The sequence below is a fragment of the uncultured Phascolarctobacterium sp. genome, from assembly GCF_958349595.1.
Classification (GTDB): domain Bacteria; phylum Bacillota; class Negativicutes; order Acidaminococcales; family Acidaminococcaceae; genus Phascolarctobacterium.
In genome coordinates, this window is record NZ_CATWDQ010000006.1 from 1 (window position 1) to 12,077 (window position 12,077).

Genomic DNA, 12,077 nt, shown 5'->3' on the forward strand with positions numbered 1-12,077 from the left:
GTTGCCGGTTAGCAAAAAGACCTATACCATTTGGTATAGGTCTTTTTGCTATGTGTTGACTTTTAACCGACCAGGCGAGATAACATCCGCTGACCGCCGGTGGATAAAAAGGAGCATGCGCGTGTGATAAAAGCGGCTTATTATTTTTCATTCTTTGCTTGACGTTAGCCTACGCTAATAGTATACTATAGGCAGACGGAAAATAGTGTTCTTGATAAGGAACAATCTAAAAGACTTTTAATTACTGTATTGTTTGCTTGTTTTTTGCTATAATATAAGGCAAGTTATGAATTGACTAGGAGGATATTGCCATGAAAATGGAATTTACGAAGATGCACGGTACTGGTAACGATTATGTATATGTCAACTGTATGGAACAGGAATTGCCTAATCCGGGAGCTATTTCAGAATACATCAGTCACAGACGTTTTGGTATTGGCAGCGATGGCTTGATCATGATCTGCAAATCTGATGTTGCTGATTTTAAAATGCGAATGTTTAACGCCGATGCTTCTGAAGGCAAGATGTGCGGTAATGGTACCAGGTGTATTGCCAAGTATGTTTATGATAAAGGTTTGACTGATAAGACCACTTTTACGCTGGAAACTCTTTCCGGTATCAAAACCATAGATGTGTTTTTAGGTGCAGACGGTAAAGTGGCAGAAGCCAGCGTCGATATGGGCGAGCCTATTTTCAAATGCACTGAGATCCCGATGATCAGCGACCACTTTATGTTTGTCGATCAGGGACTGGTGATAGAGGAAGACGTTGTTTATAACGGTACGGCTATTTCGGTGGGCAATCCGCATTTTGTTACTTTTGTTGAAGATGTGGATGCTCTGGATCTGGAAAAACTGGGACCGAAATTTGAAAAGCATAAATTATTTCCGGAAAGCGTCAACACAGAATTTGTACAGGTCATTGATAAAAATACCGTTAAATTCCGCGTCTGGGAACGCGGCAGCGGTGAGACCTGGGCTTGTGGTACAGGCGCTACTGCGGTCTGCGTGGCTACGATCATGCTGGGACATGCCGGTAAAAAAGGTGAGGAACTGACTGTTATCGCCAAAGGTGGTACATTGAAGCTTACGCATCAGGCCAATAATCATGTTATCTTAAAGGGGCCTGCTGTAACAGTATTTGAAGGCGTCATCGATATTCCTGATGAAGTCATTAATAAATAAAAATATATTTTTAGTTTAATGGGGGACAAAAAAATGGCTTTTGTAAATGAAAATTATTGCAATTTGAAAGACAGCTATCTGTTTTCGCAAATCGCGCAGAAAGTTAATGCCTATGTGGCAGCACATCCGGAGAAAAAGGTTATTCGCATGGGTATCGGCGACGTTACCCTGCCTCTGGCGCCGGCAGTTATAGACGCTATGCAGAAGGCTGTTGCCGAAATGGGCGTCAAAGAAACCTTCCGCGGCTATGGGCCTGAACAGGGTTACGATTTCCTGCATGAAGCGATCGTAAAGTATTATGCCAGCTTTGGCGTTAGACTGGCCAGTGATGAAATTTTTATCAGTGATGGCGCTAAAAGTGACTGCGGCAATATCACCGATATTTTCAGCAATGCGAATACTATCCTGATTCCTGATCCGGTTTATCCTGTATATCTGGATACCAATATCATGTGCGGCCGCAAAATAGTTTATATGGACGGTAAGCCGGAAAATAATTTCCTGCCGATGCCTGACGACAGTGTAAAAGCTGATATTGTTTATCTTTGCTCGCCTAACAATCCTACCGGCGCCGTTTATACCAAAGAACAGTTGGAAGCCTGGGTGGCCTACGCACTGAAAAACGATGCAGTGATCCTGTATGATGCCGCTTATGAAGCTTTTGTTGACGATCCTGCAATTCCCCGCAGTATTTTTGTTGTTGAAGATGCAAAAAAATGCGCGATCGAATTATGCTCTTTATCTAAAACTGCCGGCTTTACCGGTACCCGCTGCGGCTATACCGTAGTTCCGCATGCTTTAGTACGTAAAACTGAAAGCGGTAAAGCAATGGAACTGAATAAAATGTGGCTGCGCCGTCAAACGACTAAATTCAACGGTGTACCGTATATCATTCAACGCGGTGCTGAGGCTGTATTCAGCGAACAGGGACAAAAGGAATGCCGTGAAATGCTGGCCTTCTATAAAGAAAACGCCAGGATCATGGCTGAAGGCCTGAGTAAGAAAGGCATCAAATTTTATGGCGGCACTCATTCGCCATATATCTGGTTGCAATGCCCACAGGGAATGTCTTCCTGGGAATTCTTCGATTTCCTGCTTGAGAAGCTGGCTGTTGTCGGCACTCCCGGCGCCGGTTTTGGCGCGATGGGCGAAGGCTATTTCCGTCTGTCCGCTTTTGGCAGCCGTGAAAATACTATCGAGGCTATGGAACGGATCGCACAAGGTCTGTAAGTTTGAAAAATAAACATGGAAAAATTACCTAAAAGTTTTTCTTTGTGAGATTTTTGTAGAATCAGGAAACTTTTCTTGAAGCAACAGCAGGGGCGATGTATAATAGTAAAGAATCAAAAAGTCCCCTAATATTCAAAGAGAGCCGGAGGTAATTATTAATGAAAAAAATTCTGTTAATGCTGACTATGGTTTTAGTGCTTGGTTTCAGCGCTATCTGCAGTGCCAGCAACGGCAAGGTGCTTGACGCCGAAGAAGCAATGGTCAATAAGTTTTTGGACGCTTCCAATTATTCCGCTATCACCTCTATCATGTCTGCTGAGATGAAAAAAGACTTTACAGAAGAAGTCTTTAAAAATTTCAAAGAGCAAATGGATAAAAACTTTGGCGCAGTCAGCGAAAAACGCCTGGTTGTGATCGAAAAAGGCGCAGATGCTGATATTTTAAGATACAGCATGAAATTTGCCAAACAGCCTGAAGCAATGATGAGTTTCCTGTTTGCAGTTAAAAACGAGAAACCTTTATTGGGTGATTTTGGTATTGCTTTGCCGCAGAAAGAAGAAAATAAAGAAGCCGCTAAATAAATCAGCGCTAAAAAGGACTGCCATTCGGCAGTCCTTTGCTTTTAATACCTAAAGGCCGGACTCATTGAGTCCGGCCTTTAGGTATTAAAAAATATTTGCTATGAGCGTAGATAGGCAGAGATATTTACCAGGTAAAATAGGTATAGATGCTGAAAACGGTCAGCAGCATGACTTCCAGAATAAACATGGGTTTGAGGGTCTTGAAGAAATCTGCCTTAAAATAATCAAGTGTGACGATAAAGCACATATGGGTCGGCGTCAGCATTTGTCCGGCTACGCCGAAGGCCATAGCTACGCCGGCCAGATTCAGGTCGCCGGGCGAGAGGGCGGCAACGATAGGCATGACGATCGCTACATGGCCCTGTGAAAGACCAGTCAGGATGCCGATAATAAAGGAGATTGCGGCGATGATGACGGGTACTGGCAGCGGTGAAGCCTTGAAGTCTTCGACGATGGTATGCAGGACGTTGGTATCTGTGAGAATTTGAATGAAATAGAGGATGCACAGAACGTTCATCAGCATTTTCCAGTCACAGGCGCCGGTAAAAACTTCTTTGATATTGATGACACGGCAGGTCATGCGCAGTACGGGGATCATGGCGAAGGTGACCAGCGCCATGGCGGTGGAAGCGTTCAGGTCGCAGAAGACGACCAGCAGGAAGTTGATGACGACCGGGGACAGCGACAGCACCAGATTCATGATGTCGTGACGGCGTTCGTCCGGGTTGACTTCCAGATTGCTGTTTTGCGGCATGTCCAGCGGGCGGATGAGGACCAGCCAGCCCAGTGCGAAGGCTAAAAGCGTCAGCCAGCACAGATGGGCGATAAAGTCGCTGAAAGCCACACCGGCGATACTGCAGGCCATGATCATACCGGGGATGATGGGACTGGAAAATTCAAAGATATGCCGGAACCAGAAATTGATAGCGGCTTTGTGTTCTTTGGTCAGGTCGGTATTACGGCTGGCAGCTTCGACGATAGGCGCAGAAAAACGCGCGCCGCCCAGTGACGGCAGCAGCCCGAGAAAAGCCGGCATGATGGCCAGCGTGAATTTTTCGCTGGCAAACAGGCGCTGCAAAGCGCGGATCATACCGTCTAAAGCGCCGCTGGTGCGCAGCTCGATCTCGAGACACATAACGAAATAAAGCGCCAGGATCAAATCATAGGTGCGCTGCATGGTGAGCGTGGTAGTGAAGGCGCTGACAAGATAATGGAATTGCGGGGCCACCAGAGCCCAGATAAGTAAACCGCCAGCCAGAATGGCCGGGCCGATGGGGATGTGTTTGCGCAGCAGGATAATGATCAACAGCATCGCTAAAGCGATAACGAGAAAAATATTCATTTTAAACCCTTCTCACTCTCAAAGAATATCTCTATTATACAGAGAATGCAGAGAAATTTCCATATTTTGCAGAAAAAAGGTATAATAAAAGAAAAATATACTGCTGGAGGTGTACTATGTATATCAGTCGTTTATGTTTGCAGAACTACCGCTGCTATGATAAATTTGAGATCGATTTCAATAAAGAACTGACTGTTATCGTTGCTGAAAATGGTAAGGGCAAAACTGCTATTTTAGATGCGGTCGCTGTGGCATTAGGACCCTATCTGGCCTGTTTTGACGGCGTGAAAGCTAACCAGATCAGCGATACAGACGTGCGCCAGACCAAGGATACTGTGGGCAGGACCTTGGAGCATGTATTGCGCATGAAGAGCCAGTATCCTGTCGTGATCGGTGCCGAGGGTGTTGTGAACTGCACCAAAATCAGCTGGAAAAGAGAGCTGAAGGCTGCTGGTGGCAGGACCACGATCCAGAATGCCAAGGCTTTGAGCGAGTATGGACGCCAGACAGTCAAGGCTCTGCGCGAGGTCAATGACAGTAAGATCATTTTGCCGGTAATGGCTTATTATGGTACCAGCAGGATGTGGAAAGATAATAAGCTGTTTGAGCTGCGCAAGGATATCAGCCTGGAACGCGGCAGCGGTTATGTGGACTGTATGGAACCGTCGTCTTCGTACAATACCTTTGGGCAATGGTTCAAATATGCGGCTATGAGCGCGTTGGAATTTGACCGTTATCTGGCCGAGAGCGGTAAAAAAGAGGAAAAAAATCCGTATACGGAAGTGCTGAAGGCTGTTAAGCAGGCGATTGTTACCTGTATTGGCAGTATGGGCTGGACGGATATTGATTACAGCTTTGCTTTCCAGAATCTGATCATTATGCATGAGACGATGGGCGTGCTGCCGCTGGAGGCTTTGAGTGACGGTACCCGCAGCGTGATCAGTATGGCGGCCGATCTTGCTTACAGAATGGTGCGGCTGAACCCGGATCTGGGCGCTATGGCGGCGCTGGAAACGCCGGGTATCGTGCTGATCGACGAAGTTGATATGCATCTGCATCCCTCATGGCAGCAGGCTGTAGTTTATGATGTGCGGAAGGCCTTTCCCAACGTCCAGTTTATTGTGACGACCCATAGTCCGCAGGTACTGAGTACAGTGCCGGCAGAGTCGATCCGTATCCTGCGCTGGGATAATAACCTGATCAATATCGATAAACCGGTATTTTCGTTGGGCGCTGAAAGCTTCCAGCTGCTGAAGGATATTCAGAATGTGGATACCAGGCCGCAGGCGCTGCCGATCGTAAAGGATCTGCACCGCTATCTGACGCTGGTGAGCGAGGATAAATGGGATACGGACGAGGCCAGGGAGCTGCGTAAACGTCTGGACGAATGGTCGAAGGGGTGCGAACCGGCTTTGGTGCGTGCCGATACTGAAATCAGGATGAAGGCTTTCAGGAGGAAGAAAAAATGAAACGGGTGTATAAATCGCCGGTGACACCCGAACGTCTGCACAATTACGCACAGGCGTTTCCTGACGAGACGTGGGAGCATTTCCGCCGGCGCAACCGCAGAGGCTACCGCGAAGTCAAACAGCAGCTGCTGCAGGATCAGCACGGTTTATGCGCTTATTGCGAGATCAGCATCAAGCTGGCAGAGAATGAGGACAATGTCGATGATTTCCGGGTGGAACATTTCTTCCCCAAAGTTGGCACTCAGCTCAGCGGGCATAATTATCATCTGGACTGGCATAACCTGCTGGGGGTCTGCCACGGCGGCAGCCAGCCGTATGTTTCTAATCCGGAATGGCGTTATTCCAGCAGAAAGAACGACCGCAGCTGTGATGTGCCGAAGGGCGGCAAGCCGATTTCCGAGCGGATACTGAATCCGTTGAAAATACCGGCGTCAGTCAGGCTGTTCCGTTATCAGGAGCATACTGGGAAGATGATCGTTGATGAAGACTCCTGCCCGAAAAAGCTGCAGTCCAGGGCACGTAATACGATCCGTGAACTGAACCTGAACGCGCCGCGTTTGCAGCGGATGCGGCTGGCGCTGATCAGGATACTGGAAGATGAGATCAATAATGCTTTGGCCGGTGGTGCGGATTTGGAAGAATTTTTGCCGCTATTGGCTGAGAGTATTCTGCTGCCGGATGAAGATGGTAATTATCAGCCGTTTTTTTCGGTAGCACGCTGGTATTTGGGTGAAGTTGCCGAGGATATTTTAAGAGAACGGGAATATAGACTTTAGTGTAAAACTCCTGCTTAAAAAGAGATTTTAAGCAGGAGTTTTTGTGTAAAGGTAGAAAGTAATAATTATCATGTTTTCAGATAATTGCAGAATATATAGGGGAGCGGAGAAATATGGAATTAACGAAAAAGGCGTTCAAAGCTTATGATGTGCGCGGGGTGGTGCCGTCAGAGGTCAATGCGGAAATGGCTTATCGGGTGGGACGTGTTTTTGCGGCGATGTTCGCTGCGGAAAAAGTAGTTGTAGGCCATGATATTCGTTTAAGCGGCCGCGAGCTGGTCGATGCGCTGACAGAAGGCTTGCGCCACGGCGGCAGCGATGTGATCGATATTGGGCAGTGCGGTACGGAGATGATCTATTTTGCGACGGCTCATCTTGATGCCGACGGTGGTATTATGGTAACTGCCAGTCACAATCCGGCTGAGTATAACGGGATGAAGCTGGTACGCCGCGGTGCCAGGCCGATCTCGGCGGATACAGGACTGATGGAGATCGCCGATATGGTAGTCGACAGCAAGGATTTTCCGCATGTCAAGGTGCCGGGCAAAACCGAGGGCTCTGTAAGGCGGTATGATATTATGCCGGAATATATCGAGCATTTGCTGGGGTATATTGACGTGCAGGCGCTGAAACCGCTGAAGATAGTGGCTAACCCTGGTAACGGCGGGGCTGGACCGGTTTTGAACGAACTGGCTAAATATCTGCCTTTTGAATTTATCAAGATCAACGAAACTCCTGACGGCACTTTCCCGAATGGGGTGCCGAATCCCTTGCTGGTGCCCAATCGTGAAGCTACGGCTAAACTGGTGCGTGAAAACGGGGCTGATCTGGGCGTGGCCTGGGACGGTGATTTTGACCGCTGCTTCTTATTTGACGAAAAAGCCGAATTTATTGAAGGCTATTATATAGTCGGTCTGCTGGCGGAAGTATTTCTGCGCAAGCAGCCGGGAGCCAAGATCATGTACGATCCGCGGCTGACCTGGAACACACAGGAGGTGGTTGACGCTGCCGGCGGCACTGCCGTACGCTGCAAAAGCGGCCATGCCTTTATGAAAGAGTGTATGCGTGCCAATGAGGTGCTGTACGGCGGAGAAATGTCGGCGCACCATTATTTTAAGGATTTTTCGTATTGCGACAGCGGTATGATACCCTGGCTTTTGGTGGCAGAACTGTTATGTACTACCGGTAAGACTTTGTCGGAGCTGGTTGCTGAACGGATGGAGAAATTCCCCTGCAGCGGCGAGATCAACCGTAAGGTAGAGGATTCGGCGGCCGTGCTGGCTGCTATCGAAGCTAAATATGCAGACGGTGGTCAGGTCGATAAGCTGGACGGTTTGAGTATCGATTACGCTGACTGGCGCTTTAATGTGCGCGTATCCAATACGGAACCGGTGATGCGCCTGAATGTGGAGACCAGAGGCGATAAAAAGCTGCTGGCGGAAAAAACTGCCGAGCTGCTGGCTATGATCGGCGGCGAAGAGGCGTAAGTTGGCCTGCGCCGGGCAAATATAGTGCCAAGAGATGCCTGAAAGCGGCTGAAAAAATTTATTTCTAAGTAAACTGGAGAAAGAGTGATATAGATGACTGCAATCAAACAAGTACGCAAGGCCGTTATACCGGCGGCTGGTTTAGGCACGCGGTTTCTGCCTGTTACCAAAGCTACGCCGAAGGAGATGCTGCCAATCGTCGATAAGCCGACGATCCAGTATATTATTGAAGAAGCGCTTGCGTCCGGGATCGAAGATATCCTGATCATTACCGGGCGCAGTAAACGCGCGATCGAGGATCATTTTGACCGCAGTATCGAACTGGAACTGAACCTTGCGGCTGGCGGCAAAACGCAGGAGCTGGAGATGGTCAAAAAGATTTCCGATATCCGTATCCATTATATCCGCCAGAAAGAGCCACGCGGATTGGGTCATGCTATTTTATGTGCGAAGCAGTTTATCGGCGACGAGCCTTTTGCGGTACTTTTAGGCGATGATGTTGTGGACGGCGAAGTGCCGGCGCTGAAACAGCTGATGGAGGTTTATGCTAAAACCGGGGCCAGCGTTCTGGGCGTACAGGAGGTGCCGCAGGAGAAGGTGTCTGCTTATGGTATCGTGGCCTCTGAGCCTACGGCAGAGACACGGACTTTTACGGTCAGCGATATGGTCGAAAAACCCAGTGTCGAGGAAGCACCTTCGCGGCTGGCTGTTTTGGGGCGCTATATCATCAATCCGGAGATCTTTCCGATCCTGGAGACAACCAGTCCGGGACGCGGCAACGAGATCCAGCTGACGGACGCTTTGAAGGAGCTGGCGAAGCTGCAGAAGATGTATGCTTATAATTTTGAAGGACGCCGTTATGATGTTGGCGACAAGCAGGGCTTTTTGGAAGCAACGGTAGAAATGGCGCTGAAGCGTCCTGATTTGCAGGAAAAGTTTTTGGCCTATCTGCAGGCGCTGGTCAGTAAAAACTAAGGAGAGCGGAAGATGAATGTTCTTGTTACCGGCGGCGCCGGGTATATTGGTTCACATGTTGTTGAAGAATTGCAGAAAAACGGCTTTACGCCGATCGTTTATGATAACCTTTCTACAGGTCATGCGGCTGCTGTGCCCGAAGAGGTGCAGCTGGTCGAGGGCGATATCCATGACGTTGCTTTTTTAAAGCATATCATGGGCCAGTTTGAGATTGATGCGGTGATTCATTTTGCCGCCAGCAGTCTGGTGGGCGAATCGATGGAAAATCCTTCCAAATATTACTTTAATAACGTGGAGGGATCACTGCATCTTTTGGAAGCAATGAAGGGCGCCGGCGTCGATTATATCGTTTTTTCGTCAACGGCGGCGGTATATGGCGAGCCTGAGGCGGTGCCGATCAAAGAAGACAGTAAACTGGAGCCGACCAATGTCTATGGCCGCACCAAGCTGATGATCGAGAAAATGCTGGCTGATTATGATATGGCCTACGAGATGCGTTATGTGGCGCTGCGTTATTTTAATGCCGCAGGGGCGTCTCCCAGCCGCGATATTGGTGAAGACCATAATCCGGAATCGCATTTGATCCCGCTGGTTTTAAAAACAGCGCAGGGCGTGCGCCGGCAGGTGGCTATTTATGGTACGGACTATGCCACTGCTGACGGGACCTGTGTGCGTGATTATGTGCACGTCTGCGATCTGGCGACGGCGCATGTGCTGGCACTGAAGCATTTGCTGAACGGTGGGGCCAGCCGGGTATATAATCTGGGCAGCGAGAAGGGATTCAGTGTCCGCGAGATCATCGACGCGGCTAAAAAGATCACGGAGATTGATTTTACGGTGGTAGAAGAAGACCGCCGCAGCGGTGATCCTGCTGTACTGATCGCTTCTTCCGAGAAGATCAGGGCAGAACTGGGCTGGGTGCCTGAGCGCAGTACTGTCAGCGAAGTTATCAGTACGGCCTGGAAATGGCATAAAGGCCACCCGCAGGGGTATGAAGGCTGAAAAGGTAAGACCGGTTTGCTTTAGCGGCCGGTCTTTTTGCTTTCAAGCCGTTTTTTTGTTAAAATAAGAACTTAGAAAGAAGAAAACAGAGGACGAAAAAATGCAGCTTGTAGTGGATAAGATTGCCAAAAGCTTTGGCATTCATGAAATATTTAAAGAGATCAGCTTTATGATCGATAAAGGTGAAAAAATTGGTCTGGTAGGCGTGAATGGCAGCGGTAAAACAACACTGCTGCGCTGCCTTCTGGCGCCGGAAACAGTTGACGCCGGCGTGGTGCGGTTCGAGCCGGGTCTCAAGATAGGCTATGTGGAGCAGGGCTTTCAGAATATCGGCAGCGGCAGTCTGTGGCAGTTTATGCTGCGTTCCTGTCCGGAGATCATAGCGCTGCGTGAACAGTTGGCGGAGTTGGAAGCACGTTCCGCACGGCTGGAACCGGGAGATGAACTGGACTCGGTTTTAGAAGATTATGCACGTGTGACCAGACTTTATGAGCATCTGGACGGATATAACTATGAAGCTTTTATCAGAAGAGTGCTGATCGGCCTGGGGTTTGAAGAAGCGGTCTGGGATAAGACGGCCGGGCATTTTTCGGGCGGTCAGAAAACAAGGATGATGCTGGCGGCGGCTTTGGTGCGGCAGCCGGATTTTCTGATTTTGGACGAACCGACCAACCATTTGGATATCGTAATGACGGAGTGGCTGGAAAAATATCTGCAGGAGTTTAAGGGCGGGTTATTGGTAGTCAGTCATGACCGCGCTTTTCTGGATAATATCGCGACGCGGATACTGGAAATGGAAGGCGGGCATCTGACTTCTTTTAAAGGCAATTACAGCAAGTATCTGGTGCAGAAAGAGATCCAGACAGCGACACTGGAAGCTGCATACGCTTCGCAGCAGGATCATATCGCGCGGACGGAGGCTTATATCCGCCGGTTCAAGGCCGGCATCAAAAGCAAGATGGCGCGTGGACGTCAGTCGCAGCTTGACCGTTTGGAGCGTTTGGACGCGCCTGTACAGCATGAGGAATTTGAGCTGAGGCTGCCTCCGGCACCGGAATCGGCTGAACGGGTACTGATTTTGGAGCAGTTGTCTGTTGGTTATGGCGATAACGTACTGCTGCACGATATTGATCTGGTGCTGCGCAAGGGTGAGAAGGTTGGTCTTTTAGGGCCTAACGGTACCGGGAAAACGACGCTGCTGAAAACTGTTTTGGGCGAATTGCCGCCGCTGAAGGGAACTGCCAGGATCGGCAGCCGTGTGAAGGTTGGGTATTTTTCGCAGAGCTATGAAAGGCTTGCTCCCCGACAGACGCTGCTGGATAACTTTTTAGTGGAATATGGTTTTACAGAAGAGCGGACCCGCTCGCTGCTGGGGGGAATGCTGTTTCACGGCGACGATGTTTTCAAGGAGATCGGCACCTTGTCCGGCGGGCAGAAAGTCCGGCTAGTACTGCTGAAGCTGGTGCTGGACGGCGCAAACTGTCTGGTGCTGGACGAACCGACGAACCACCTTGATATTATGGCGCGAGAGACGGTGGAAGCCGCCCTGACTGCTTTTGACGGAACGGTGCTGGTGGTCAGCCATGACCGTTATTTTATCAACGAGATAGCAGACAGGATCTGGGAGCTGGAAGACCATCGTGTTTATGATTATAAGGGCAATTATGATTTTTATTTAGAGGAAAAAGCCAAACGGCAGGCGCAGCAGACGGCTGAGATAATGCCCGGCACGGCAGCAAAGACGGAGTCTGAAACCGAGATCAGGCCGACAAAAAATGCCGGTAAAAGTAAACGTACCTACAGTCCGCAGGAAGCGGAAAAGCTTTTGGCGAAGGTCGAGCTCAGTATCCGTGAACAGGAGGCGCTGCTGGGCGTATTGGAGCAGCGGCTGGCGGACCCGGCCAGCCACACGGACCCGGAAGCCAGCGCTGCGCTGGCGGCGGAACATGCGGCACTACAGGCGGAGATCGGGAAGCTGATGCTGCGCTGGGAAGAACTGATGACGGCAGCGGAAGCTGTGCAGGAATAAGA

At 49.4% G+C, this 12,077-nt stretch carries 10 protein-coding genes; 9 read left to right on the forward strand and 1 reads right to left on the reverse strand.

The window, feature by feature from the left end:
• Window positions 1-317: 317 nt before the first annotated feature.
• From dapF to Q4G98_RS06250, 3 genes are all read left to right on the forward strand, one after another.
• Window positions 318-1,184: a diaminopimelate epimerase gene (gene dapF, locus Q4G98_RS06240; protein ID WP_366917018.1), complete on the forward strand. Its 867-nt coding sequence runs from the start codon at window positions 318-320 to the stop codon at window positions 1,182-1,184.
• A 33-nt stretch (window positions 1,185-1,217) separates the two neighbouring features.
• Window positions 1,218-2,414, forward strand: coding sequence for an LL-diaminopimelate aminotransferase (locus Q4G98_RS06245; RefSeq protein ID WP_298565365.1), 1,197 nt, complete (start codon window positions 1,218-1,220; stop codon window positions 2,412-2,414).
• A 158-nt stretch (window positions 2,415-2,572) separates the two neighbouring features.
• Entirely contained in the window at window positions 2,573-2,995 is a 423-nt protein-coding gene (locus Q4G98_RS06250; protein WP_177560786.1) for a hypothetical protein, read from the forward strand.
• Window positions 2,996-3,119: 124 nt separating this feature from the next.
• Here the strand turns inward: Q4G98_RS06250 and Q4G98_RS06255 are convergent, their stop codons facing one another.
• Entirely contained in the window at window positions 3,120-4,337 is a 1,218-nt protein-coding gene (locus Q4G98_RS06255) for a DUF401 family protein (protein ID WP_298565368.1), read from the reverse strand.
• Between the two features lie 116 nt (window positions 4,338-4,453).
• Between Q4G98_RS06255 and Q4G98_RS06260 the strand changes: the two genes are divergently transcribed.
• The 6 genes from Q4G98_RS06260 to Q4G98_RS06285 all read left to right on the forward strand — a co-directional run bounded on the left by Q4G98_RS06260 (window position 4,454) and on the right by Q4G98_RS06285 (window position 12,075).
• Complete coding sequence (locus tag Q4G98_RS06260; RefSeq protein ID WP_298565369.1) at window positions 4,454-5,806, forward strand: AAA family ATPase; 1,353 nt, start codon at window positions 4,454-4,456, stop codon at window positions 5,804-5,806.
• Window positions 5,803-6,582 carry a retron system putative HNH endonuclease gene (locus tag Q4G98_RS06265; RefSeq protein WP_177560783.1) on the forward strand — a complete coding sequence of 260 codons (780 nt, stop codon included), beginning with the start codon at window positions 5,803-5,805 and terminating at the stop codon, window positions 6,580-6,582. The genes Q4G98_RS06260 and Q4G98_RS06265 overlap by 4 nt, the downstream gene beginning before the upstream one ends.
• Before the next feature lie 113 nt (window positions 6,583-6,695).
• Window positions 6,696-8,069: a phosphomannomutase gene (locus Q4G98_RS06270; RefSeq protein ID WP_293545614.1), complete on the forward strand. Its 1,374-nt coding sequence runs from the start codon at window positions 6,696-6,698 to the stop codon at window positions 8,067-8,069.
• A gap of 93 nt (window positions 8,070-8,162) precedes the next feature.
• Window positions 8,163-9,044: a UTP--glucose-1-phosphate uridylyltransferase GalU gene (galU, locus tag Q4G98_RS06275; protein WP_367949980.1), complete on the forward strand. Its 882-nt coding sequence runs from the start codon at window positions 8,163-8,165 to the stop codon at window positions 9,042-9,044.
• Between the two features lie 12 nt (window positions 9,045-9,056).
• Window positions 9,057-10,046, forward strand: a complete 990-nt coding sequence (gene galE / locus Q4G98_RS06280) for a UDP-glucose 4-epimerase GalE (RefSeq protein WP_293718939.1) — start codon at window positions 9,057-9,059, stop codon at window positions 10,044-10,046.
• Between the two features lie 100 nt (window positions 10,047-10,146).
• Complete coding sequence (locus Q4G98_RS06285) at window positions 10,147-12,075, forward strand: ATP-binding cassette domain-containing protein (protein WP_298565372.1); 1,929 nt, start codon at window positions 10,147-10,149, stop codon at window positions 12,073-12,075.
• Window positions 12,076-12,077: the final 2 nt, after the last annotated feature.

Coding starts and splice junctions, on each gene's coding strand:
- galE (WP_293718939.1), top strand. CDS start 9,057: ATGAATGTTCTTGTTACCGGCGGCGCCGGGTATATTGGTTCACATGTT.
- Q4G98_RS06245 (WP_298565365.1), top strand. CDS start 1,218: ATGGCTTTTGTAAATGAAAATTATTGCAATTTGAAAGACAGCTATCTG.
- Q4G98_RS06260 (WP_298565369.1), top strand. CDS start 4,454: ATGTATATCAGTCGTTTATGTTTGCAGAACTACCGCTGCTATGATAAA.
- Q4G98_RS06285 (WP_298565372.1), top strand. CDS start 10,147: ATGCAGCTTGTAGTGGATAAGATTGCCAAAAGCTTTGGCATTCATGAA.
- Q4G98_RS06255 (WP_298565368.1), bottom strand. CDS start 4,337: ATGAATATTTTTCTCGTTATCGCTTTAGCGATGCTGTTGATCATTATC.
- galU (WP_367949980.1), top strand. CDS start 8,163: ATGACTGCAATCAAACAAGTACGCAAGGCCGTTATACCGGCGGCTGGT.
- Q4G98_RS06270 (WP_293545614.1), top strand. CDS start 6,696: ATGGAATTAACGAAAAAGGCGTTCAAAGCTTATGATGTGCGCGGGGTG.
- Q4G98_RS06265 (WP_177560783.1), top strand. CDS start 5,803: ATGAAACGGGTGTATAAATCGCCGGTGACACCCGAACGTCTGCACAAT.
- Q4G98_RS06250 (WP_177560786.1), top strand. CDS start 2,573: ATGAAAAAAATTCTGTTAATGCTGACTATGGTTTTAGTGCTTGGTTTC.
- dapF (WP_366917018.1), top strand. CDS start 318: ATGGAATTTACGAAGATGCACGGTACTGGTAACGATTATGTATATGTC.